This is a genomic window from Kitasatospora sp. NPDC056138 (assembly GCF_042264695.1).
Classification (GTDB): Bacteria; Actinomycetota; Actinomycetes; order Streptomycetales; family Streptomycetaceae; genus Kitasatospora.
Genome location: NZ_JBHJVK010000080.1, coordinates 1 through 23,932, shown reverse-complemented (window position 1 = coordinate 23,932; position 23,932 = coordinate 1). Strand labels below are relative to the sequence as shown.

The 23,932-nt window shown below is 71.1% G+C and carries 16 protein-coding genes; 7 read left to right on the top strand and 9 right to left on the bottom strand.

Annotated features, from left to right (window positions below; all coding sequences use genetic code 11):
- Positions 1 to 106: 106 nt before the first annotated feature.
- Positions 107 to 1,618: a depupylase/deamidase Dop gene (gene dop / locus ACFC1R_RS33200; RefSeq protein WP_375945073.1), complete on the bottom strand. Its 1,512-nt coding sequence runs from the start codon at positions 1,616 to 1,618 to the stop codon at positions 107 to 109.
- A gap of 183 nt (positions 1,619 to 1,801) precedes the next feature.
- On the bottom strand, positions 1,802 to 3,568 hold the full coding sequence (gene arc, locus ACFC1R_RS33195; protein ID WP_045304632.1) for a proteasome ATPase: 1,767 nt from the start codon (positions 3,566 to 3,568) through the stop codon (positions 1,802 to 1,804).
- A 282-nt stretch (positions 3,569 to 3,850) separates the two neighbouring features.
- Here arc and ACFC1R_RS33190 point away from each other — a divergent pair, with 282 nt between their 5' ends.
- Entirely contained in the window at positions 3,851 to 4,138 is a 288-nt protein-coding gene (locus ACFC1R_RS33190; RefSeq protein ID WP_375945071.1) for a ferredoxin, read from the top strand.
- Between the two features lie 80 nt (positions 4,139 to 4,218).
- On the top strand, positions 4,219 to 5,085 hold the full coding sequence (locus ACFC1R_RS33185) for a DUF4231 domain-containing protein (RefSeq protein WP_375945069.1): 867 nt from the start codon (positions 4,219 to 4,221) through the stop codon (positions 5,083 to 5,085).
- 2 nt (positions 5,086 to 5,087) lie between these two features.
- Here the strand turns inward: ACFC1R_RS33185 and ACFC1R_RS33180 are convergent, their stop codons facing one another.
- The 4 genes from ACFC1R_RS33180 to ACFC1R_RS33165 all read right to left on the bottom strand — a co-directional run bounded on the left by ACFC1R_RS33180 (position 5,088) and on the right by ACFC1R_RS33165 (position 12,068).
- Positions 5,088 to 8,828 carry a toll/interleukin-1 receptor domain-containing protein gene (locus tag ACFC1R_RS33180; protein WP_375945067.1) on the bottom strand — a complete coding sequence of 1,247 codons (3,741 nt, stop codon included), beginning with the start codon at positions 8,826 to 8,828 and terminating at the stop codon, positions 5,088 to 5,090.
- A 61-nt stretch (positions 8,829 to 8,889) separates the two neighbouring features.
- Positions 8,890 to 9,492 (bottom strand): hypothetical protein, encoded by a 603-nt coding sequence (locus ACFC1R_RS33175; protein WP_375945065.1) that lies wholly within the window; start codon positions 9,490 to 9,492, stop codon positions 8,890 to 8,892.
- A 311-nt stretch (positions 9,493 to 9,803) separates the two neighbouring features.
- Positions 9,804 to 10,760, bottom strand: coding sequence for a tRNA (adenine-N1)-methyltransferase (locus tag ACFC1R_RS33170; RefSeq protein WP_375945063.1), 957 nt, complete (start codon positions 10,758 to 10,760; stop codon positions 9,804 to 9,806).
- 90 nt (positions 10,761 to 10,850) lie between these two features.
- On the bottom strand, positions 10,851 to 12,068 hold the full coding sequence (locus tag ACFC1R_RS33165) for a site-2 protease family protein (protein ID WP_375945061.1): 1,218 nt from the start codon (positions 12,066 to 12,068) through the stop codon (positions 10,851 to 10,853).
- Between the two features lie 236 nt (positions 12,069 to 12,304).
- On the opposite strand from ACFC1R_RS33165, the gene ACFC1R_RS33160 reads away from it, so the two are divergent.
- A complete protein-coding gene (locus ACFC1R_RS33160) occupies positions 12,305 to 13,246 on the top strand; it encodes a RecB family exonuclease (RefSeq protein ID WP_375945059.1) in 942 nt (313 codons plus the stop codon).
- Positions 13,247 to 13,918, top strand: coding sequence for a response regulator (locus ACFC1R_RS33155; RefSeq protein WP_375945057.1), 672 nt, complete (start codon positions 13,247 to 13,249; stop codon positions 13,916 to 13,918).
- A gap of 75 nt (positions 13,919 to 13,993) precedes the next feature.
- Here ACFC1R_RS33155 and ACFC1R_RS33150 read toward each other — a convergent pair whose 3' ends face one another.
- The 3 genes from ACFC1R_RS33150 to metH all read right to left on the bottom strand — a co-directional run bounded on the left by ACFC1R_RS33150 (position 13,994) and on the right by metH (position 20,405).
- The gene (locus ACFC1R_RS33150; protein WP_375945055.1) at positions 13,994 to 15,613 is read right to left on the bottom strand and encodes an ABC transporter substrate-binding protein; all 1,620 of its coding nucleotides are present in this window, start codon (positions 15,611 to 15,613) and stop codon (positions 13,994 to 13,996) included.
- A gap of 431 nt (positions 15,614 to 16,044) precedes the next feature.
- A complete protein-coding gene (locus tag ACFC1R_RS33145) occupies positions 16,045 to 16,749 on the bottom strand; it encodes an HAD family hydrolase (protein WP_375945054.1) in 705 nt (234 codons plus the stop codon).
- A gap of 134 nt (positions 16,750 to 16,883) precedes the next feature.
- Positions 16,884 to 20,405, bottom strand: a complete 3,522-nt coding sequence (gene metH, locus ACFC1R_RS33140; protein WP_375945052.1) for a methionine synthase — start codon at positions 20,403 to 20,405, stop codon at positions 16,884 to 16,886.
- Positions 20,406 to 20,551: 146 nt separating this feature from the next.
- Between metH and ACFC1R_RS33135 the strand changes: the two genes are divergently transcribed.
- The 3 genes from ACFC1R_RS33135 (at position 20,552) to ACFC1R_RS33125 (ending at position 23,794) form a co-directional block, all read left to right on the top strand.
- The gene (locus ACFC1R_RS33135) at positions 20,552 to 21,604 is read left to right on the top strand and encodes a hypothetical protein (RefSeq protein WP_375945050.1); all 1,053 of its coding nucleotides are present in this window, start codon (positions 20,552 to 20,554) and stop codon (positions 21,602 to 21,604) included.
- 121 nt (positions 21,605 to 21,725) lie between these two features.
- Positions 21,726 to 22,565, top strand: coding sequence for an SGNH/GDSL hydrolase family protein (locus ACFC1R_RS33130; RefSeq protein ID WP_375945048.1), 840 nt, complete (start codon positions 21,726 to 21,728; stop codon positions 22,563 to 22,565).
- Positions 22,566 to 22,768: 203 nt separating this feature from the next.
- Positions 22,769 to 23,794 carry a PAC2 family protein gene (locus ACFC1R_RS33125; protein WP_375945046.1) on the top strand — a complete coding sequence of 342 codons (1,026 nt, stop codon included), beginning with the start codon at positions 22,769 to 22,771 and terminating at the stop codon, positions 23,792 to 23,794.
- Positions 23,795 to 23,932 lie beyond the last annotated feature (138 nt).

Here is a 23,932-nt window from a genome sequence, read left to right as displayed (position 1 = left end):
CGGGCGCGGATCCCGCTCCCAGTTCTACTTCAACGCTTCGCGCTCCCCCGGATGATTCCCATCCGAGGCACGTTCACCCGTGGTGATCGGAGAGTCACCGGCCGTCTCAGCCGCCGGACAGCACCCGGACCAGGTCCTCTGCGGTGCGGCAGCGGTCGAGCAGTTCCTTGACGTGGTTGCGGGTGCCCCGCAGCGGCTCCAGGGTGGGGACGCGCTGGAGCGAGTCCCGCCCCGGCAGGTCGAAGATGACCGAGTCCCAGGAGGCCGCGGCGACGTGCTCGGCGTACTGCTCCAGGCAGCGGCCGCGGAAGTACGCCCTGGTGTCCTCCGGCGGCTTGGAGACGGCCCCGGCGATCTCCTCGTCGGTCAGCAGCCGCTCGAAGCGGCCACGGGCCACCAGACGGTTGTACAGGCCCTTGTCGGGGCGTACGTCGCTGTACTGCAGGTCGACCAGGTGCAGCCGGGGGTTGTCCCAGTCCAGGCCGTCGCGCTGGCGGTAGCCCTCCAGCAGCTCCTTCTTGGCGATCCAGTCGAGCTGCCTGGACAGGCTCATCGGATCGCGCTCCAGGCGGCCGAGAACGTCCTCCCAGCGGGCCAGGACGTCCTTGGTCTGGTCGTCGGCGTCCTGGCCGTAACGGTCCTCGACGTACTTCTGCGCCAGCTCGCAGTACTCCATCTGGAGCTGGACCGCGGTGAGCTTGCGCCCGCTGCGCAGCGTGACCAGCTGGGTGAGCGAGGGGTCGTGGGAGACCCGGTGCAGGGTGCGGACGGGCTGGTCGATCGCGAGGTCGACGGCGATGAAGGCGTCCTCGATCATCGCCAGCACCAGCGAGGTGGTGCCCAGCTTGAGGTAGGTGGAGATCTCGGAGAGGTTGGCGTCCCCGATGATCACGTGCAGCCGGCGGTACTTCTCGGCGTCGGCGTGCGGTTCGTCGCGGGTGTTGATGATCGGGCGCTTGAGGGTGGTCTCCAGGCCGACCTCGACCTCGAAGTAATCCGCCCGCTGGCTGATCTGGAAGCCGTCCGCGGAGCCGTCCTGGCCCAGGCCCACCCGGCCCGAGCCGGTGACCACCTGGCGGGAGACGAAGAACGGGGTGAGGTGGCGGACGATGTCGGCGAACGGGGTCGCCCGCTTCATCAGGTAGTTCTCGTGGGTGCCGTAGGAGGCGCCCTTGTTGTCGGTGTTGTTCTTGTACAGGTGGATCCGCTGCCCGTTGGGCAGTTCCAGGGCCCGTAGCGCGGCCTCGGCCATGACCCGCTCGCCGGCCTTGTCCCAGAGCACCGCGTCGCGCGGGTTGGTCACCTCGGGCGAGCTGTACTCGGGGTGGGCGTGGTCCACGTAGAACCGCGCGCCGTTGGTGAGGATGATGTTGGCGAGGCCGATGTCCTCGTCGGTGAGCTGGCTGGCGTCCGCGACGTCGCGCGCGAGGTCGAAACCCCGGGCGTCGCGCAGCGGATTCTCCTCCTCGAAGTCCCAGCGAGCCCGCCGCGCCCGGTGCATCGCCGCCGCGTACGCGTTGACGATCTGGGACGAGGTGAGCATGGCGTTGGCGTTGGGGTGTCCCGGCACCGAGATCCCGTACTCGGTCTCGATCCCCATCACGCGCCGTACGGTCATGCGGCCCTCCTTGCCCGGTGCCCTGCCCCGGCCGGGCCTGGCACTGACGTACCGCCTACATCACCACCGCCGGCGGACGCCCCGCCGAGGATGGGTCGAGCCTAGTCCTGAGACGAACCGTCCGGCTGCGGCCGTTTCGAAGCCGCAGCCGGACGGTGGGTGGTGCCCGTGCAGAGGTGCTGCTTACAGGTACTGCCCCGTGTTGGCGACCGTGTCGATGGAGCGGCCGGACTCGGCGCCCTGCTTCCCGGTGACCAGGGTGCGGATGAAGACGATCCGCTCGCCCTTCTTCCCGGAGATCCGGGCCCAGTCGTCCGGGTTGGTGGTGTTGGGCAGGTCCTCGTTCTCCTTGAACTCGTCGACGCAGGCGGCGAGCAGGTGGGAGACGCGCAGTCCGCGCTGGCCGTGGTCGAGGAAGTCCTTGATGGCCATCTTCTTCGCCCGGTCCACGATGTTCTGGATCATGGCGCCGGAGTTGAAGTCCTTGAAGTACAGGACCTCCTTGTCACCGTTCGCGTAGGTGACCTCCAGGAAGCGGTTCTCCTCGGTCTCCCCGTACATCCGCTCGACGACCGACTGGATCATCGCGGCCACGGTCGCCTCGACGGAGCCGTCGTGCTCCTTGAGGTCGTCCGGGTGGAACGGCAGCGAGTCCTTGAGGTACTTGGAGAAGATGTCCTTGGCCGCCTCGGCGTCCGGACGCTCGATCTTGATCTTCACGTCCAGCCGTCCCGGCCGCAGGATCGCCGGGTCGATCATGTCCTCGCGGTTGGAGGCGCCGATCACGATGACGTTCTCCAGGCCCTCCACGCCGTCGATCTCGGCCAGCAGCTGCGGGACGATGGTGTTCTCCACGTCCGAGCTGATGCCGGACCCGCGGGTGCGGAAGAGCGACTCCATCTCGTCGAAGAAGACGATGACGGGCGTGCCCTCGTTCGCCTTCTCCCGGGCCCGCTGGAAGACCAGGCGGATCTGCCGCTCGGTCTCGCCGACGAACTTGTTGAGCAGCTCCGGGCCCTTGATGTTCAGGAAGTAACTCTTGCCCTGCGGACGGCCGGTGACCTCGGCGACCTTCTTGGCCAGGGAGTTGGCGACCGCCTTGGCGATGAGCGTCTTGCCGCAGCCGGGCGGGCCGTAGAGCAGCACGCCCTTGGGCGGGCGCAGCTCGTACTCCTTGAACAGGTCGGCGTGCAGGTAGGGCAGCTCGACCGCGTCGCGGATCAGCTCGATCTGGTTGCTCAGACCGCCGATCTGCCGGTAGTCGATGTCCGGCACCTCCTCGAGGACGAGCTCCTCGACCTCCGCCTTGGGGACGACCTCGTACACGTAGCCGGAGCGGGGCTCCAGCAGCAGGGCGTCGCCGGGGCGGAGCGTGAGGTCGCGCAGCGGTTCGGCGAGCCGGACCACCCGCTCCTCGTCGGTGTGACCGGTGACCAGGGCACGCTCGCCGTCCTCCAGGACCTCCTTGAGGGTGACGATGTCGCCGATGCTCTCGAAGGCCATCGCGTCCACGATGTTGAGGGCCTCGTTGAGCATCACTTCCTGGCCGCGACGCAGCTCTTCGAGCTCGACGCTGGGGCTGACGTTGACGCGGAGCTTGCGACCACCGGTGAAGATGTCGGCGGTACCGTCCTCGTTGGCGCTGAGGAAGGTGCCGAACCCGGCGGGGGGCTGGGCAAGCCGGTCCACTTCCTCCTTGAGGGCCACGATCTGGTCGCGGGCCTCGCGCAGGGTGGAGGCAAGCCGTTCGTTCTGGGCGGTTACTCCGGCCAGATTGGTCTGGAGCTCGACGATGCGTTCCTCGAGGATTCTCGAGGTGCGCGGCGAGTCGGCAAGCTTGCGGCGCAGGACGGCAATCTCCTGCTCGAGGTACGAGACCTGAGCGGCCTCGTCGGAACCACGAGCGGGCCTGCCGGCGCTGCGGTTGTATTCGTCATCGTGGGCTGCCACGGTCCTCACCTCCTCCGGGGGGAGCTGGACGCTTCCAGACCCTACCTGCACCCAGGGGTCCGTAAACCCCTAGATCAGAAAGATGGAACGGGCGTGTCCGATCTTCGCCCTTGCACGCTTCCCCTCTGCTAGGGAGATACCCACCGCGCACCGCCCAAAGCAGACCAGATGTATCGTCGGTCAGGTCAATACCCGATCGTGACCCTCGACGGAGCTCGGATCGGTGTACGAATGGCAGGAATGCCCCATCAAGGGCGACCGAGGACAGAAACGGCAGGGAACATGTCGGGCACCGGCGAAGCGCTAGAGGTCTGGATCGATCAGGATCTGTGCACCGGCGACGGCATCTGCGTGCAGTACGCGCCCGAGGTCTTCGAGCTGGACATCGACGGCCTGGCGTACGTGAAGGGCGACGACGACGAACTGCGCCAACAGCCGGGCGAGAGCGTCCCGGTGCCGCTGACGCTGCTTCAGGACGTGGTTGACTCGGTCAAGGACTGCCCCGGCGACTGCATCCACGTCCGCCGGGCCGCCGACGGGGTCGAGGTCTACGGCCCCGACGCCGAGTAGGCGGAGTCCGGTTTCGGCGGCCCGTCCGGTCGCCTACCCTCTGTTGCCGGTACGACGGTACGGGTGGAGGCGGCGGGGGCATGTCGATAGCAGCGGTGTGGGAGCAGCAGAGCGTCTGGTCACAGGCGGCTGACCGCCTGAAACGATCGATCGGGCGCGCCCGGGTCGTGGTACTGGCGCTGGGCATCACGGTCGCGGCGACGGCCGCCGCCGCGGCCCAGCTGATGGTCCCGCACCAACTTCTCGGCAAGGTCCTCGCGTTCACCGCGGCGGCGGCTGCCGGAGCCGCCCCGATCGCCGCGCAGCGCACCGACTCGGTGCGGGTCCGGGACTGGACCAGGCTGCGGGCGGTGTCGGAGTCCTTGAAGTGCGAGGCCTACGTCTACCTGGCCGGGGTCGGCGCCTACCGGGGCGACGACCGCGACCGTGCCCTGGTCGAGCGGATCGCCGAGTTGCGGGCGGACTCCGCCGACCTGCTGTCCCACACCGGCGGGCTGGTACCGCGCGTGCGTGAGCTGCCGGCGGTCTCGGACGTCGAGAGCTACGTCGAGCGGCGGCTGCGGGCCCAGATCGACGGCTACTACCTGCCGCGCGCCGGGCTGATGGCCCGCCGCACGGCGGTCGTACGACGGGCGGAGGTGGCGCTCGGCCTGCTGGGCGCACTGCTCGCAGCGGCCGGCGGGACGTTCGCACTGGACTGGGCCGGCAGCTGGGTCGCGGTGGGCGCGAGCGTCACCCTGGCGGTGACCGCCCACGGCGCGGCGGCCAAGTACGACTACCAGGAGCTGGAGTTCAGCCGCACCGCGGTGGAACTGGAACGGCTGCACGCCCGTTGGTCCACGGGTGCCGTACGGACTCCCGAGGCGGTCGACGCGTTCGTCGAGCGGTGCGAGGACATCATCTCGGTGCAGAACGACGCGTGGATGCTGAAAGTCGCCGAACAGTGACGTCAACAGGTCGGCAGATAGCGCCGGTTGGGTGCGGCGGTGGCCCATTCGCGGCGCAGCAGCGGCCGGCCGGCCAGGGCGCAGAGACTGTCCTTCCACGCTGACGGGTCGACCAGGACGGAGTAGACGACACCGTCGGCCACGGCCACGGCGCGGGTGCCGTCGGCGGTGAGCCGAGGCGTCGGGCCGGTGGTGCCGAGGTGGAGCAGGAACGAGCCGATCCTGGCGTGGTTGCGCAGGTCCCAGAGTTGGACGGTCTGGTCGGCGGAGGAGGCTCCGAGGCTGACGACCGCAGTGCCGGCGGCGCTGCTGACCTGGGCCGAGCGGATGTCCTCGCCGATGTCGAGGTCGGTCCCGATCTTCTGGTGGGTGCGGGCGTCCCAGAGGGTCAGGGACTGGTCGGAGGGCGACGGGGCCAGCAGGATCCGGCCGTCCTGGCTGTAGGTGATCGTGCCCGAGGCGCCGGGCTGCGACCAGGACTGCCGGCCCGTCGCCGTGTCCCACACCCGGAGGGGGTGGTCCTCGTTCTGCTCCGTGGTGGCCAGCGACCGGCCGTCCGGGCTCAGGGCCATGCCGGTCAGGTAGGACCCGCCCGTGTCGATCCGCTGCACCACCTTCGCGGCGGCCAGGTCCCAGACGAAGACGGCCATCGCCTGCTGCTGTCCGACGTACAGGCGCCGACCGTCCGGTGCGAAGGCCAGCCGCCCGGCGACGTCCTCCCGCGGGTCGGCGTGGGAGGGGCTGGTCAGCAGCTCCCTGCGCTCGCCGCCGGGCAGCGCGAAGACCTCGACCACCACCCCCATCGGTTGGCTCGTGCCGGTGGGTTCGCCGGTGCCGACCAGCTCTCCGACCGCCAGCTGCGAGCCGTCACGACTGTAGGCCACCGCGTCGCCCCTGCCGGCGAGCCGGATCGGTGCTCGGACGGTACGGCCGCTGCGGGTGTCGAAGAACCGCAGATCGCCGTCGTCGGCCACCGCGACGGTGTTCCCGTCGGGGCTCACCGCCGAGAACAGGAAGGGCGCCCGCAGATCGCCGACCGGGTACCGGGACACCAGACGGCCGCCCGGGCCCCGGTCCCACACCGCGAGTGCGCGGGAAGCGGTCAGGCCGGCGGCCCTGCGGCCGTCGGCGGTGAAGGCGGTGTCCCGGTAGTTGCGGTCGTGGACGGAGTACACACCCGAGCTCCTTTCGCCTCCGGTGCTCAGGATCATGCCGTCCGTCGGCGCGGTGTCCATCAGAGCGGCCCGCTGCTCGTCGCCGTCGGGCCCGCTCACCGCTTTCCCGTCCCGGGCCAGCTGAGCCGCGTCGACATCACCGGCCTTCGTCCGTCCCACCAGGTCCCACACGGCGGTCCGGCCGCTGCCGTTCTGGTACAGCAGCACGTGACGTCCGTCCTCGGACACCGCCTGCACCGTCCAGCCCTGGTCGGGTGTCCAGGGCCGGCCGTGGCCGCCGGCCGGGATCACCTCGGCGCTGCCGCCCTTCACGTCGACCACCGGTTCGTCAGCGGACGACCAGCCTTCGATGATCTCGCTGCCCGTGAGCTGGACGTCGTGGCTCACATCGGCGGCCTGGAGGTCGCGCAGCCAGGTCTCGTTCTCCCACTGGCACCAGATCCACCTCCCGGACGGGCTCAACGACATTGCCGCACAGGGGCGTTGGGACACCTCCCGCTGCTCGGGGACGCTCCAGATCTGGGCCACCGACTCGAGCGCGCCCACCAGCATCCGCCCGTCCGGGCTCAGGCCGCCGAACCAGCCTCCGGACACCCCGGGCAGCAGCAGCTCGAAGGAGGCCGTCGGCCGCATCGTCGTGGTGTCGGTGACCGTGACCCGGATGCCGTCCAGCAGCGCCACCAGTCGGCCGTCCGCGCTCAGCCCCCGCTCACCCTGGACCGGCAGACTGCCGCGCAGCGTGCCGCGCAGCCGCCACCCGTCCGTCTCCCAGATCTGGGTCGTGCCGTTCGTCAGCTCCACCGCGAGCACCGAGCCGTCCGCACCGAAGGCGAAATCGCGCACCGGGGCTCCGGTGTCCCCCGTGCCCGGCAGGACCTTCACGGCGTGGTTGAAGCGCAGCAGCCGGTCGGCCATCGCCCCCCGGGCCTCGGCCGTGTCCGAGGTCGTGTACGCCGCGGCGGCCAGCAGCGAGGAGGTGTCGATCCGGCCTCCGGACTGGTTGGCCGCCGCGGCGGAGAGCGAGCGGGAGAGGGTCTGGCGGCGCTGGCTCTCGGCCTGCGACTGGACGACGACCACCAGGGAGGACAGACCCGCGAGGACCAGCAGCACCGAGGTGACGGCCGTACGCAGCCGGACCCGGCGCCGCCGCAGGACGAGCCTGCTGGCCTCGACGAACCGCTGCTGCTGCGCGGTGAGTTCGGCCCGGAAGGACGGGTCCGCGGGAACGTGGTCGCGCAGCCACTCGGCGGCGCGGAGCTCGTCCGCGCGCAGCAGGAAGCCGTCGCTGCGCCCGCTCTCCCACCACTCGTGCGCCTGGAGGCCCAGCCTGGTGTGGCCGGAGACCCAGCGGTGCTCCTGGGCGGTGAAGGCGACGATACGGCGCAGATCCTCCTCGAAGCGCTCGGGCCGTGACATGTCCAGGCGCTGGAACTCCGTCAGCTCGTCCCAGCCGGCCGCGCGCAGGGCCGCCGTGGTGCCCGTGGCCAGCTCGGGTTCGATCACCACGGGCAGGATCCGCTTGCGTTCCTCGATCGCCTGACGGACCTCGTCCCAGCAGTACGGCGAGGCCAGCGAACTGCGGCTGATCAGTACCACCATGGCGTCCGACTCGCGGATCCCGTCGGCGATCGACCTGCGCCACTTCTCGGACGGCTTGATCGCCTGCCAGTCGACCCAGATCTCCCGGACGTGGCCCTCCAGCCGGTCGGTGACGCGCCGGGCGAACTCGGTGTCGCGGCGTGAGTAACTGAGGAAGACCTTCCCGCCGGTCCCGGGTTCCTCGTTGGCGAACGGGATCCGGGTCGCCTCGCGCACCGCCGCCTCCCGGGCGGCCAGCGTGGCCAGGCCCGCGGCCAGTCCGGCGGCGGCCAGGAGCAGTGGCCAGTACGGTTGCTCGAAGGACGGACCGGCAAGGCTGGCGCGGACCTGGCCGTCCAGCCACGCGAGCGCCGTGGCAACCGGCTGCCAGCGTCCGGCGGGCTCCGACTCGCCGTACGACAGCGGCAGTACGAGTCGGCGCAGCGCCCAGGCGAACGCTCCGAGCCCGGCCGCCGCGGCGAGGGCGCCGAGTGCCAGGAGTCTCTCCAGGACGCGCGACCCGGACGCCTCGTCGTCGTGCGGCCGGCCGTCCTTCCGGACGAAACAGAGGCCACAGGCGGCCACGACGACCAGATAGCAGCCGACTTGGGCGACCGAGATCCCCAACCGGTAGACGGCCGGGAACGGTTGGACCAGACAGAGGGTGGCGGCGGTGACCGCTGCCAGCAGCGCGGCCAGCAGCAGGCTCTCCGGGGCGACCACGCCCCGCCAGGACCAGGAGAATCGCAGGTCCCTGACAGCGGCGCGGTTCCGCTGGAGGAACTCGAGGTTGGCGAGCTGTCGGCTGAAGGCCAGGCCCGGCACGAGGAGGACGACCAGGGCGAGCAGCGGCCCGAGGAAGGGGTAGCAGACCAGCCAGGACACCGCGCAGGACACCAGCAAGGCCCTGCGCCGGTTCCCGCTCAGCCGCGCCGCCGACGCGAGCCGCGCACCGGCAGCCCCGGCCAGGACGGATATCCCCCGCGCCATGTCACTCCCCCGATCCAGGCCGGGGGACATCATAGATCGCGTGGCCCGCCTCCGGACGCGCTCAGGTCCGGCTCGCGGGGGCCTTCGTCTCGGTACGGGTCCACCGGGAGCCGTGGCGGGTCCAGCTGAGGTCGAGGACGAGGTCGGGGGCGAAGCGCGGGACCGCGGCGCTGGAGTAGCCCCGGGCACGACCGGTTATGGTGCCGTCGCTGCGCACCGTCAGGGCGGTGACGGTGAGTCGGTCGGCCTCGGTGAGCAGACTCGCCTCGACCGTCGGACGGCCGTCGGGCCCCGCCGTGAGCAGGAAGACCGCGTCGCTCGGAGTGCCGGCCGGGGCCTCGCAGTGGGCGGCGGCCACCGTGCTCGGCACGCCGTCCAGCCTGGCGCCGAAACTGAGCCCGACCTTGACCGGGAACGGCCCGCAGTCCATGGGCAGTTGGGCCTTGACCGGGTCCGGCGCCGCAGCCGCCGTCAGCGCCTCGGCCGACCGGCCGGACGGACTCGGCGTCGGGCGGCCCTGGGCCGGGGCGGCGACCAGGGTGCCGCCCACGACGGCGGCACAGGCCGCAGCGACCAACGCCCAGTGCCGGGGCCCGGCATGGGTGGGCCGGCCGGCGGGGTCGTTCGCCGGGATCCGGCGTACCGTCTCGTCTGCTTCCTGCACCGGGCAGTCCCCTCCACGGTGGTGGTGTGAGGCAGCATCGTCCCACATGCCGGCGCACTCCGTTGCACGTGGGGAGCACCGCCGCGAGGCCCTGCGCACCGGCGGCGGCCGCACAACTGACAAGGGGGCGCGGGGAACTGCGCGGACCGGACGACCACTGCCTTCGGCCGAAGGCCGACGGGTGCGGGACGCCGCCCGGCCTCTCGGTGGGCGGCGTCCCGCGCTCGCCGGTGGCGGCGTACCGCACCGGGTCTTCCGTTCTGCTCGTTCCCCGCGCCCCGGGGGCGCTTCGCCCGCCCGGTGCTCCGGGGTCAGCCGAGGTCGGGCGCCTCGGCCGTGTCGCGGGCGGCCTTGCGGGCGGCGGCACGCTCCTGCAGGGTCGGCTCCGCGGCACCGCTGTCGTAGTCCTCGCCGTAGGCGCCCTTGGCGGGACGGCGGCGGCGCAGCGGCGGCTCGACGCCGTCCGCGAGCCGGCGCGAGGTCAGCAGGAAGCCGGTGTGACCGATCATGCGGTGGTCCGGGCGGACCGCCAGGCCCTCCACGTGCCAGGTGCGGACCATGGTCTCCCAGGACTGCGGCTCGGTGAAGGTGCCGTGCTCGCGCAGCGCCTCGACGGTCCGCGACAGCTGGGTGGTGGTGGCCACGTAGCAGCAGATCAGACCGCCGGGGACGAGCGCCTTGGAGGCGACGTCCAGGCACTCCCAGGGGGCGAGCATGTCGAGGATGACCCGGTCGACCTCGGTCTCCACCAGGTTGTCCTGGAGGTCGCCCACGGTGAGCTTCCAGGCCGGGTGGGGGCCGCCGAAGTATCGCTCGACATTGCCCTTGGCGATGTCCGCGAAGTCCTGGCGGCGCTCGTAGGAGGCGAGCAGGCCGGTGTCGCCGACCGCGCGCAGCAGGTAGGTGCTGAGCGCACCGGACCCTACGCCGGCCTCGATCACGCGGGCGCCCGCGAAGATGTCGGCCATCGCCAGGATCTGCCCCGCGTCCTTGGGGTAGATCACGGCGGCGCCGCGCGGCATGGACAGGACGTAGTCGGGGAGCAGGGGGCGCAGCGCGAGGTACGGGACGTTGCCCGTGGTGCGCACGACAGTGCCCTCGGGGGCGCCGATCAGCTCGTCGTGGGGGAACGCACCCTTGTGGGTGTGGAACTGGTTCCCGGCCTGGAGCGTGAACGTGTAGTGGCGGCCCTTGGGGTCGGTCAGCTGGACCTGGTCCCCGACCTGGAAGGGCCCGCGTCGGCGGGTGGCACCGGTCGGTTCGGACATGCGGACAATCCTAAGGGAACCGGAACGCTCCGCCGACCACGTGATCACCGCGGCCCTCCGGAGCCGGCCGCGCCGGGCGCGGGCGGGGCCTCAGGGAGCGGCCGGACGGCCCGCGACCGCGGCGGTGAGACGGCGCTCGATGTCGGAGAGCGCCAGCACCCCGTACGCACTGCCGTCCGCGCGGACCACCAGGTACTCGCTGGCGGGGGTGCGCCGCAGCGCGGTCAGCAGTTCCTCGCCGCTCAGGTCCAGGCTCAGGCGCAGGCCGGGTTCCAGGGTGCGGGCGAGCGGACCGACCGCCACCCAGGGCCGGCGGTGCTCCGGCACGGCCCGTACCGCGGACTCCTTGACCAGTGCGGTGGGCTCACCCCGGCCGTCCACCACCACGACCGCGCCGGCCTCGGCCTCGCGGGCCCGTCGCAGCGCCTCGCCCAGCGGGGTGTCGGCGGCGACCTCGACCGCGCGGCGGGCCAGGTCGCCGATCCGCAGGTCGGGCAGCGCCTCCCGCAGCCTGGCGTTGCGGACGGCGCCGCTCGCGCCGTTCCAGATGATCACGGCGAGGACGGCGGAGAGCGCACCGTCGATCAGGCTGTCGGTCGTCGTCCGGTCCACCCCGCGCGAGGCGGCGGCCATCGGCAGGCCGAAGAGCACCACCAGGGCGAGCGCCCGGCCGACCCAGGCGGCGGCGACCGTGCCGGTCATCGGACGGCCGGTGATGCCCCAGACCACGGCGCGCAACATCCGGCCGCCGTCCAGCGGCAGTCCTGGCAGCAGGTTGAACGCGGCCACCACCAGGTTGCTCACCATCAGCCCCGCCAGCAGCACGCCGGGCACGGTGGCCGGTTCGACCGCCGTCAGGGCCAGGTAGAAGAGGCCGCCCAGCACCAGCGAGAGCAGCGGTCCGACGAAGGCCAGCCAGAACTCGCGGGCCGGGCTCTCGGCCTCCTTCTCGATCTCCGAGACGCCGCCGAAGAACTGGAGCTGGATCCGGCGGACACCGAGCCGGTAGCGCAGCGCGACCAGGGTGTGCGCCAGCTCGTGCACCAGCACCGAGCCGTAGAAGGCGATCGCGAAGGACAGCGACACCAGGTAGCGGGTGCCGCCGAGCTCGGGCAGGACGGCGGAGAGCTGGCCGCCGAAGATCCAGGTGATCAGCGCGGCGACGACGAACCAGGACGGTGTGACGTAGATCGGCACGCCGAACGGGCGTCCCATCAGGATGCCGCCGGGCCGCTCGGGTCCGCCGGGCTTGCCGCTCCCGTCGGTCGGCGGTTGCGCGGAGGTCTGCTGCCCCCTGGTGTCACTCACCGTGGCCCCTTCGATAGGTCCCGTACGTCCCCCCACTGTGCGCCCACGCTACGTGATCTCCGCCGGAAATCCCCGTGCGCCCCTCGCTACCGACCTCATACCCGCGCCGTGCCCGCGGCAGACGGCCCGCACGGGCCCCTCCCGCGTGCCGGGCACCGGCCCCGCGCCGCGCCCCGGCCCGCTCGTGGCAGCGACCTGGCAGCGATAGGTGAGCCGGGGGCAATAGGGTCGGGGGCATGCACCAGACCGACAGCGCTCAGACCACCGCGCCCGCCGTGCCCCGGCAGGCAGCGGCGCCGACGGGGCTGTCCCCGTCCCGGGCGGGCGATTTCATGACCTGCCCGCTGCTCTACCGGCTGCGGGTGATCGACCGGCTGCCCGAGCCGCCGAGCCCGGCCGCGACCCGCGGCACGGTGGTGCACGCGGTGCTGGAGCGCCTCTTCGACCACCCCCCGGCCGAACGGACCCCGGAGCGCGCGCTGAGCCTGCTGCACCCGCAGTGGCAGCGGCTGCTCACCGAGCGCCCGGAGCTCGCCGAGCTGTTCCCCGGTGACGAGGACGGCAGCGCGGTGGCGCGCTGGCTGCGCGACGCGGAGAAGCTGCTGGGGCAGTGGTTCCGGCTGGAGGACCCGACCCGGCTGCACCCCGCGGAGCGCGAGCTGTACGTGGAGACGGTGCTGGGCTCCGGGCTGCTGCTGCGCGGCTACATCGACCGGGTCGACGTGGCGCCGACCGGCGAGGTCCGGCTGGTGGACTACAAGACCGGCCGGGCGCCCTCCCGGGACTTCGAGGGCAAGGCCATGTTCCAGATGAAGTTCTACGCCCTGGTGGTGTGGCGCTGGAAGGGCGTCATCCCCAGGCGGCTCCAGCTGGTGTACCTGGGCGGCGGCGGCGACGTGGTCACGTACGACCCGGACGAGGCCGATCTGCTGGCGGTGGAGCGGAAGTTGGAGGCGCTCTGGGAGGCGATCTCCGACGCGGTGGCGACCGGCCGCTTCCCGGCCACCCGAAACCGGCTGTGCGACTGGTGCGACCATCAGGCAAGCTGCCCGGAGTTCGGCGGCACTCCCCCGCCGTACCCACTGCCGGTCCAGGCGGGCCCCGACGGCCCCACCGACCTCGCAGGACCGGCACGACCAGACGAGCCCAAGGGCGACGAAAGCAACAAGGAGTCGTAGGTGACGATCCGAGTGCTGCTGGTGGACGACCAGCCACTGCTGCGCACCGGTTTCCGGATGATTCTGGAGGCCGAGTCCGACCTGGTGGTGGTCGGCGAGGCAGGGGACGGTCAGCAGGCGCTGGAGCAGGTGAGGGCGCTCCAGCCCGACGTGGTGCTGATGGACATCCGGATGCCCCGGATGGACGGCGTGGAGGCCACCCGCCGGATCGCCGGCCCCGGCCGGGACGGCCCGGTCAAGGTGCTGGTGCTGACCACCTTCGACCTGGACGAGTACGTGGTGGAGGCGCTGCGCGCGGGCGCCAGCGGCTTCCTGCTGAAGGACGTCCCGGCCGAGGAGCTGGTGCAGGCGATCCGGGTGGTCGCGGACGGCGCCGCGATGCTGGCCCCGAGCATCACCCGCCGCCTGCTGGACATGTACGCCACCAAGCTGCCGTCCGGCGACGAGACGCCGCCGCAGGCGCTGACCGCGCTGACCGAGCGCGAGGTGGAGGTGCTCAAGCTGGTCGCCCGGGGGCTGTCCAACGCCGAGATCGCCGGCGAGCTGTTCGTCAGCGAGACCACCGTGAAGACCCATGTCGGCCACGTGCTGACCAAGCTCCAGCTGCGCGACCGGGTCCAGGCGGCGGTGTACGCGTACGAGAGCGGTCTGGTGCGGCCCGGCGCGCTCTGACCCGCGGCCCCGGTACGACGAAGGACGGCCCGCCCCCGAGCAGGGAGCGGGCCGTCCTTCGTCGTACCGGTCGGCTCACTTCTTGAGGCGGCCGATGTCCCAGAAGCGGAAGACGCCGGTGGTGTCCACGGTGTTCTCCACGCCGGTGATGTTGTTGCGCGAGACGTAGAACGACTTGCTCTGGAACAGCGGGATCAGCGGCGCCGAGTCCGCGACCATGTTCTGGATCTGCGCGTAGTTGCCGCCCGCCGTGCGGTCGGTCTGCTTGATGCTGTCCGGCGCCAGCTGCTGCGAGATCTTCGGGTCGTCCCAGCCGGTGTGGAAGACGCCGCCGTCGATCAGCAGCGGGCTGACGAAGTCGTCCGGGTCCGGGTAGTCGGGGGTCCAGCTCACCAGGTAGGCCTGGTAGGCGCCGGCGCTCCAGCCCTCCTGGTACTTCTTGAAGTCGTTCTCCTGCTGGAGGGTCACCTGGAACAGGCCGCCGTCCTCCAGCTCCCTCTTGATCTCGTTGATCTCGCGGTCGCCGGCGCGGCTGCGGGACGAGGCGATGTTCAGCTTGATCGGAACCGGGGTCTGGACCTTGCCGTCGGTGAGGTACTTCTTCGCCTTGGTGACGTCCGGGTCGCGGTACTTGTCGAAGAAGGCGGTGCTGTGCCCGGTGATACCGGCCGGGACGAGCGAGTAGAGCGGCTGGACGGTCTGCGCGTACACGTTGCCGGCGAGCGCCTTGCGGTCCACCAGCTGGGCCACCGCCTGCCGCACGGCCCGGTTGCTGACCGTGGAGTCCTTGGTGTTGAAGGCCAGGAACCGGCTCTCGCCGCTGTCGCCCTCGGCCACCTTGTAGTCGCTCTTGCCCGCCAGCTGGTCGCTCTGGAGCTTGGCGGCCACGGTCGGGTCGAGGCTGTTGTTGTCGACCAGGTCGAGGTCGCCCTTGTCCAGGGCCGTCTTGATGTCCTCGGCCTTCTCGTAGAAGCGCACCGCGAACTTGTTGTTCTGCAGCTTGGCGTCGCCGCCGAACTGGCTGTTGGCGGAGAGGGTGACCTTGCCCAGGGCGTGGCTGTCGTTGCCCGCCATGTCCTCGATCGAGTCGATCTTGTACGGCCCCGAGCCGACGACCTTGTCGTTCGGCAGCAACTGGTCGGCGGGGAAGACCTGGTGGTCCACGATGGAGCCGGCGGCCGAGGCCAGCTTGGCCGGGAGCACCGCGTCCGGGGTCTTCAGGTGGAAGACCACACCCGTGTCGCCCTTGGCCTCCACCGACTTGATGGTGGAGAGCAGCGTGGCCGGACCGTTGGCGTCCTTGATCTTCAGCATGCGCTGCACCGAGAACACGACGTCCTCGCTGGTCAGCGAATGCCCGTTGGAGAACTTCAGCCCGTCGCGCAGGGTGCACTCGTAGGTGAGCGCGTCCGACCCGGTGAAGGAGCAGGACTTCGCCGCGTCCGGCTGCGGCGAGGTGGCACCCTCGGGGAACTTCAGCAGCGACTGGAAGACGTTGTTGAACAGCAGCCAGGAACCCGAGTCGTACGCACCGGCCGGGTCGAGCACGGTGGTGGTGTTGACCGTGCCCATCGTGATCGGGCCGCTCGCGGAGCCGCCGGTGACGGCCTTGGTGGCCGAGGCGCAGCCCGCCGCCGTGGTGGCTACCAGTGCGACGGCAGAGCCGAGCACGGCCAGTCGTTTGGCTGAGGTCATGCGGATACGTTCCTTCTCCTGCGGTCCGGCCGTGGGTGCCGGTGGCTGCCTCGCGGCGCGCCGGGGTGCGGCGGGCGCCTGCGGGTACGTACGACCGCACGGCCGGGACACCGACGGGATCACCCGTTCGACGACGACGGTGCGGCGGAATTTCTCGGACAGCTGTTCGTGGGGACACTGGTCGAGATGTAGCGTGCCACATCGAACAATGTCCGAATTACGCCCGTCGCCGGGCCCGGTGAACACCGGGCGGCCGGTCGGTGTTCACCAGCCGACGAGTTGTCAGCAAATGCCCGATTTCTCCCACGATGCACCACTGAAACGCCCCGTCGGAACGAGACCAAAATCACACCACGGGCGGGCGTGGAGCGCGGCGGACGGACTCCGCCAGTGATCTGACGGCCGCTCAGATCGGTTGCCCGGCCCCGGCCTCAGACCCGGGCGGCGACCACCGAGCGCAGCAGTTCCAGGTCGACCTGCTCCAGCGAGCTCAGCACCGTACGCCCCGGGCCGGGCTCGATCGGCGCGACCGAGGGCACCGCGATGACCGGACAGCCCGCGGCCAGCCCCGCCTCGACGCCGAGCGGTGCGTCCTCGACCACCACGCAGCGGCCCGGCTCGGCGCCGAGCCGGGCGACGGCGGCCAGGTAGGGGTCGGGGTGCGGCTTGGTCCTGGCGACCTCGTCGCCCGCGACCGAGAACGCGAAGTGCTGGGCGCCCAGACTCTGCAGCACGATGTCGATGATGTGCCGCTGCGAGGCCGAGACCAGGGCCGCCGGGATGCCGTGCGCGTTCAGGGTGTTGAGCAGCCGTTCGGCGCCGGGCATCAGCGGGACGCCGCCTGCCAGCAGGTCGATGAAGCGCTGGTTGATCAGCACGGTGAGGTCGGCCGGGGCCAGGTCCACACCGGTCCGGGCCAGCAGGTAGTCGATCACCCGGCTCATCGGACCGCCGACCACCCGGGTCCGGTCCGCGTCGGTGAGCTCGTGACCCAGCTCGGCGAAGAGCGAGAACTCGGCCTGCCACCAGAAGTCCTCGGTGTCCACCAAGGTCCCGTCCATGTCCAGCAGCACCGCCTGGAGGCCCTGGCCGTCGGTGCGGTCGAGTCCCGTGGTGGCGGTCGAGATGGTGGTCATGGCGGGAGGTCCTTCCGTCCAGGGAACCTGGAGATGGCACAGGCCGGCCCGCTGGTGAGCGGACCGGCCCGTTCAGGATGATCCAGGATACGCCCCGTTCGCCGAAATGGAGCGAACGGAACGCAGCACCCGGGTTACCGTGCGTTGAAGTACTTGGCCTCGGGGTGGTGGATCACGATCGCGTCGGTGGACTGCTCCGGGTGGAGCTGGAACTCCTCCGAGAGCACCACCCCGATCCGCTCCGGCCGCAGCAGCTCGGCGATCTTCGCCCGGTCCTCCAGCTCCGGGCAGGCCCCGTAACCGAGCGAGAAACGCGCACCCCGGTACTTCAGGGCGAACATGTCCCGGACGTCCTGCGGGTCCTCGTCGCCGAAGCCCAGCTCGTAGCGGACCCGGGCGTGCCAGAACTCGGCCAGCGCCTCCGCGAGTTGGACCGACAGACCGTGCAGCTCCAGGTAGTCCCGGTAGGCGTTCGCGGCGAACAGCTCGTTCGCGGCCTCCGAGATCCGGTTGCCCATGGTCACCACCTGCAGGCCCACCACGTCCTTGTGCCCGGACTCCTCCGGACGGAAGAAGTCCGCCAGGCACAGCCTGCGCCCACGCCGCTGCCGCGGGAAGGTGAACCGGGTCCGCTCCGAACCGTCCTCGTTGTAGACGATCAGATCGTCACCCTTGGACGCGGCCGGGTAGTAGCCGTAGACCACGGCCGCCTCCAGCCAGCCCTCGGTCTGCAGCCGGTCCAGCCACATCCGCAGCCGCGGCCGCCCCTCGGTCTCCACCAGCTCCTCGTACGACGGACCGGCACCGGTACGCGCCGCCTTCAGACCCCACTGCCCCTTGAACAGCGCGTCCTCGTCCAGCCAGGACGCGTAGTCCGCGAACGGCACACCCTTGACGATCCGGTCCCCCCAGAACGGCGGAACCGGCACCCGGTTGTCCACCGCCACATCGGACCGGACCTGACCGAGGTTCTCCTCCACCGGCTCCTCGACCTCGACCCGGCCGTGCCGCCGCTGGCGCAGCTCGGGCAGTGCGGCACCCGGGACGCCGCGCTTGACCGCGATCAGCGCGTCCATCAGGCGCAGGCCCTCGAAGGCGTCGCGGGCGTAGCGGACCTCGCCTTCGTAGATGGCGTGGAGGTCCTGTTCGACGTAGGCGCGGGTGAGGGCGGCGCCGCCGAGGATGACGGGGTAGTCGGCGGCCATGCCGCGCTGGTTGAGCTCCTGGAGGTTCTCCTTCATGATCACGGTGGACTTGACCAGCAGGCCGGACATGCCGATCACGTCGGCGTTGTGTTCCCGGGCGGCGTCCAGGATCGCGGCGACGGGCTGCTTGATCCCCAGGTTGACCACGTTGTAGCCGTTGTTGGACAGAATGATGTCGACCAGGTTCTTGCCGATGTCGTGGACATCGCCCTTGACCGTGGCCAGCACGATCGTGCCCTTGCCCTCGGAGTCGGACTTCTCCATGTGCGGTTCCAGATGGGCCACCGCGCTCTTCATCACCTCGGCCGACTGCAGCACGAACGGCAGCTGCATCTGCCCCGACCCGAACAGCTCACCGACCACCTTCATCCCCGACAGCAACGTGTCGTTGATGATCTCCAACGCCGGACGGACCGTCAGCGCCTCGTCCAGATCCGCCTCAAGACCCGCCCGCTCACCATCCACGATCCGCTGCCGCAGACGCTCCTCCAACGGCAACGCCGCCAGCTCCTGCGCCTTCGAAGCCCGCACCGACGCCGAGGACACACCCTCGAACAACTCCAGCAACCGCTGCAACGGGTCATAACCCTCCCGCCGCCGGTCGTACACCAGATCCAGCGCCACCTCACGCTGCTCCTCGGGGATCCGCGCGATCGGCAGGATCTTCGACGCGTGCACGATCGCCGAATCCAGCCCCGCCTCCACACACTCGTTCAGGAACACCGAGTTCAGCACCACCCGCGCCGCCGGACTCAGACCGAACGAGATGTTCGACAGACCCAGCGTCGTCTGCACCCCCGGATGACGCCGCTTCAGCTCACGGATCGCCTCGATCGTCTCCACACCGTCCCGACGCGACTCCTCCTGCCCCGTCCCCAGCGTGAACGCCAGACAGTCCACCAGAATCGACCCCTCGTCGATCCCGTACCCACCCGTCAGCTCACCGATCAGCCGCTCCGCGACCGCGACCTTCCTCTCCGCGGTACGCGCCTGCCCCTCCTCATCGATCGTCAACGCGATCAGACCGGCCCCGTGCTCACCCGCCAACGCCGCAACCCTCGCGAACCGTGACCCGGGACCGTCCCCGTCCTCGAAGTTCACCGAGTTCAGCACCGCACGCCCGCCCAGAGCCTCCAGCCCCGCCCGCAGCACCTCCGGCTCAGTGGAATCCAGCACGATCGGCAACGTCGACGCCGTCGCCAGCCGCCCCGCAACCTCCCGCATGTCCGCAACACCGTCACGGCCCACATAGTCGACACACAGATCCAGCATGTGCGAACCATCACGGATCTGCTCCCGCGCGATCTCCACACACGCCTGCCAGTCCCCCGCCAGCATCGCCTCACGGAACCGCTTCGACCCGTTCGCGTTCGTCCGCTCACCGATCGCCAGATACGACGTGTCCTGCCGGAACGACACCGACTGGTACAACGACGACGCCCCCGCCTCCGGCCGCGGATCCCGCACCACCACCGGCCGCCCCTGCACCCGCTCCACCACCGCCCGCAGATGCTCCGGCGTCGTCCCGCAGCACCCACCCACCAACGACAGCCCGTACTCCCGCGTGAACGTGTCGTGCGCATCCGCCAACTCACCCGGCGACAACGGATAATGCGCACCGTCCCGCCCCAACACCGGCAGACCCGCATTCGGCATGCACGACAACCCGACCCGCGCGTTCTTCGCCAGATACCGAAGATGCTCACTCATCTCCGCCGGACCCGTCGCACAGTTCAACCCGACGTAATCCACACCCAACGGCTCCAACGCCGTCAACGCCGCACCGATCTCCGAACCCAGCAGCATCGTCCCGGTGGTCTCCACCGTCACCTGCACCAGCACCGGCAGATCCAGCCCCGCCCCCGCCAACGCCCGCCGACACCCCAGCACCGCCGCCTTCGTCTGCAGCAGATCCTGACTCGTCTCCACCAGCAGCGCATCCGCACCACCCGCGATCAGACCCGCCGCATTCCGCTCGAAGCCCTCCCGCAACACCTCAAACGGCGCATGCCCCAACGTCGGCAGCTTCGTCCCCGGCCCGATCGACCCCAACACCCACCGAACACGCCCGTCCCCCGCCGCGAACGCGTCCGCCGCTTCCCGAGCGATCCGCGCACCCGCCACCGACAACTCGAAGATCCGCCCCGAGATCTCGTACTCACCCAACGCCGAGAAATTCGCCCCGAACGTATTGGTCTCCACACAGTCCACACCCACCGCGAAATACGCGTCATGCACCGAACGCACGATGTCCGGCCGGGTCACGTTCAGGACCTCGTTGCAACCCTCGAGCTGCTCGAAATCCTCCAACGACGGATCCTGCGCCTGAAGCATCGTGCCCATCGCCCCATCCGCAACCACCACACGAGTGGCAAGGGCTTCACGCAAGGCGTTGGCGCGGTCCTGCTGAACGGACGCTGCCTGGGCGGACGAGGGTACGGCTGTGGCCATGGGGCTGCTCCCTGGGTGCGACGGCTGTCGGCTATGCGTCCCCTCCGGTGTATGGGGACGCACGCCGTCAGCGTATCCAAAGAGGTGCCCGGCCGGTGAACCCATTCCGCATGGTGAGCGTCCTATTGGTCCGAGGGGGCGGATCGATGGACATCACCAGGACGCGTCGAGGCGCGTGGCGACGCAGGTGGCACGGCTGGTCGCGGCGCCGCCGGGCGCTGGCGGCCGGCCTGCTGGCACTGGCCGTACTGCTGCTGCCGGTGGCCTCGGCGGCCGCCGCGCTGCGTCTGCGGTACACGGGGGACCCGGCGGCCGAGGCCCGCACCAGGGGGCGCGACGCGGTCTGGCTCGGCCACGCCTGGGTGGACGGCCGGAAGGGGGACGCCGATCTCGCCGCACTGGCCCGGCAGCTCGCCGGTACCGGCATCCGCGACCTGTACGTGCACACCGGTCCGCTGGCCGACGACGGCTCGCTCGACCCGGCCAGGTACCCGCAGGCGGCGCGGTTCGTGGCGGACGTGCACCGCACGATGCCCGGCCTGCGGGTGCAGGCGTGGCTCGGGAACCTGGTGGCCCCCGAGAAGGACGGGTTGCACCTGGAGCAGCCCGCCACCCGTGACCGGGTCACCGCCGCCACCCGGCAGGTACTGGACGTCGGCTTCGACGGGGTGCACTTCGACTTGGAGCCGGTCCGTTCCGGCTCGGCCGGCTTCCTCACCCTGCTGGACCAGGTGCACACGGTGACCGCCGGGCGCGGCGTGCCGCTCTCGGTCGCCGCACCGCAGATCGACCCGCTGCCGGGACTGCACTCGGTGGGCATCGCGGTCGCCGACCACGGCAAGTGGTGGTCGCAGGCGTACTTCGCGCAGGTGGCCCGGCGGGTGGAGCAGATCGCGGTGATGTCGTACGACACCGGTATGCCGCTGGAGTCGCTCTACGGCGGCTACGTCGCCCAGCAGACCTCCCTGGCGCTGGAGGCCACCCCGCCCGGTGTCGATCTGCTGATGGGCCTGCCCGCGTACTGGGAGGACACCCCCGGGCACCGGGGGTCGGCGGAGACGGTGGCCGCCGCGGTCCGGGGCGCCCGGCTGGCGCTGGGCCGCAGCGAGCGCCGGACCTTCGGCCTCGCGCTGTACGCCGACTTCTCCGCCGGGCCCGGGGACTGGGCCGCGTACCGGCGCGGCTGGTCCGGCTCCTGATCGCCGCCCGAACGGGCCCGCGGGAGTGGTGCGCGGCCTCCGCCGCGCCGCGCGCACAGGCAACTACCATCCGCATTCAGCGCGTCACATTCCGTGCGCGCCGAACGCCCGGGAGAAACCCATGCACTGCCGCCTCCGCGCCACCGTCGCCGTCGCCGCCGCCGTCCTGCCGCTCGCACTGGGCGCGACACCCGCCAGGGCGACATCCGCCGGTGCAGCACCCGCCGTCCGGGCGGAGACCGGCTACGTCGCGCTCGGGGACTCGTTCTCCTCCGGGGTCGGCGCCGGCTCCTACGACCCCGCCGGCGGGGACTGCCATCGCAGCCGCCTCGCCTACGGACCGCTCTGGGCGGCCGGCCACCCGGTGGGCAGATCCGACTTCCTGGCGTGCAGCGGGGCGAGGACCGACGAGGTGCTGCGCGACCAGCTGCCCAGGGTCGGCACCGACACCACGCTGGCGACCATCACCGTCGGCGGCAACGACCTGGACTTCGCCAAGGCGGCCGCCGCCTGCCTGCAGCCCCTCACCGTCGAGCCCGTCTGCGACGCGGCGTTGGCCGAGTCCGAGCGGAGGCTGCGCGACGAGCTTCCCGGCAGTCTGGCGCTGACCTACCACGCGATCGCCGACGCCGCACCGCACGCGAAGGTGGTGGTCGTCGACTACCCCCGGCTGCTGGAGCACGGCACCGCCCTGTGCACGGTCGGCACCCCGGCCCGCCGCGACCGCTTCAACGCCCTGACGGACCGGCTGGACGAGCTGATCCAGACTCAGGCCACCAGGCAGGGATTCAAGTTCGCCGACGTGCGCGGCACCTTCGCCGGTCACGGTGTGTGCGCGGGCGGCGGCCAGGAGTGGATCAACCGGATCGTCGTGCCCGCCTACTGGGAGTCCTTCCACCCGACCGCAGTCGGGCAGGCCCAGGGCTACCTTCCGCCCGTCTCGGCGGCGATCACGAACTGAACCTCCGCCCGGGCTCCGGCGGACCCGCCCCTGCCGTAACAGGGCAGGCATCAAAGCCCGTAGGCTGGGCAGGTAGGGACCATGGAACGGGCAGTTCCATGCGGAGAAGGTTCAGCAGTCGGCAGCCGGCCGGCTCCCGAACGCGGACAGGCCGTACTGGCAACGTCGGAGCAGGTCGCTGACCGACCGGAGGGAGACACTGGGTGATCGAGCTGGAAGATGTTCCCGAGTTGATCGACCCGGTGATGGTGTGCGCGTTCGAGGGCTGGAACGACGCGGGCGACGCCGCCTCGGCGGCGGTCGGGCACCTGGACGAGACCTGGGGCGGCAAGGTGTTCGCCGCGCTGGACGCCGAGGACTACTACGACTTCCAGGTCAACCGGCCCACCGTGTGGCTGGACGGCGGGGTGCGCCGGATCACCTGGCCGACCACCCGCCTCTCGGTGGTCCGGGTCACCGAGCCCACCACCCGGGACCTGGTACTGGTCCGGGGTATCGAGCCGAGCATGCGCTGGCGCTCGTACTGCAACGAACTGCTCGGATTCGCCCATGAGTTGGGCGTCGAGCTGGTGGTGATCCTCGGTGCACTGCTCGGGGACACCCCGCACAGCCGTCCGGTGCCGGTCAGCGGCGTCACCTCGGACGCCGCGCTCGCCCGCCGGCTCGACCTGGAGGAGAGCCGCTACGAGGGGCCGACCGGCATCGTCGGCGTGCTCCAGGAGGCCTGCGCGCACGCGGGCGTCCCGGCGGTGACGCTGTGGGCGGCGGTGCCGCACTACGTCGCCCAACCCCCCAACCCGAAGGCCACGCTGGCGCTGATCAACAAGCTGGAGGACCTGCTCGACCTGCGGATCCCGCCGGGCGAGCTGAGCGAGGACGCCCGCGCCTGGCAGCTCGGGGTGGACCAGCTGGCCGCCGAGGACAGCGAGGTCGCCGAGTACGTCCAGCAGTTGGAGGAGGCGCAGGACACCGCGGAGCTGCCGGAGGCGTCCGGCGACGCGATCGCGCGGGAGTTCGAGCGCTATCTCCGCCGCCGGGAGAACCTCGGCCCGACCGGTGAGAAGCCGGCCGTCGGCCACGCCACGGCGGAGCGGCCGACCGAGCCCGACCCCAGGGAAGCACAGGGCCCGGAGGACTCCGCCAAGGACGAGGACGAGAGCAAGGGCAAGGGCAAGGGCAAGGACAGGAACGGGGATAGAGACGGGGACAAGGACGGGGACAAGGACTGACCCGGAGCCCGTCCGGCCGCCACCGGGGCGCGGCCCCGCTCACCCGGCCCGGGGCCGGAGATCCCTTGCACGGCGGAGAGGCGGGGGGGGGCGGCCCCCGGCGGGGGCGGGCGGCGCCCCCCCCCCCACGAGCGCCCC

Coding starts and splice junctions, on each gene's coding strand:
- dop (WP_375945073.1), bottom strand. CDS start 1,618: ATGACCGTACGGCGCGTGATGGGGATCGAGACCGAGTACGGGATCTCG.
- ACFC1R_RS33190 (WP_375945071.1), top strand. CDS start 3,851: ATGTCGGGCACCGGCGAAGCGCTAGAGGTCTGGATCGATCAGGATCTG.
- ACFC1R_RS33185 (WP_375945069.1), top strand. CDS start 4,219: ATGTCGATAGCAGCGGTGTGGGAGCAGCAGAGCGTCTGGTCACAGGCG.
- ACFC1R_RS33180 (WP_375945067.1), bottom strand. CDS start 8,828: ATGGCGCGGGGGATATCCGTCCTGGCCGGGGCTGCCGGTGCGCGGCTC.
- ACFC1R_RS33170 (WP_375945063.1), bottom strand. CDS start 10,760: ATGTCCGAACCGACCGGTGCCACCCGCCGACGCGGGCCCTTCCAGGTC.
- ACFC1R_RS33160 (WP_375945059.1), top strand. CDS start 12,305: ATGCACCAGACCGACAGCGCTCAGACCACCGCGCCCGCCGTGCCCCGG.
- ACFC1R_RS33150 (WP_375945055.1), bottom strand. CDS start 15,613: ATGACCTCAGCCAAACGACTGGCCGTGCTCGGCTCTGCCGTCGCACTG.
- ACFC1R_RS33145 (WP_375945054.1), bottom strand. CDS start 16,749: ATGACCACCATCTCGACCGCCACCACGGGACTCGACCGCACCGACGGC.
- metH (WP_375945052.1), bottom strand. CDS start 20,405: ATGGCCACAGCCGTACCCTCGTCCGCCCAGGCAGCGTCCGTTCAGCAG.
- ACFC1R_RS33135 (WP_375945050.1), top strand. CDS start 20,552: ATGGACATCACCAGGACGCGTCGAGGCGCGTGGCGACGCAGGTGGCAC.
- ACFC1R_RS33130 (WP_375945048.1), top strand. CDS start 21,726: ATGCACTGCCGCCTCCGCGCCACCGTCGCCGTCGCCGCCGCCGTCCTG.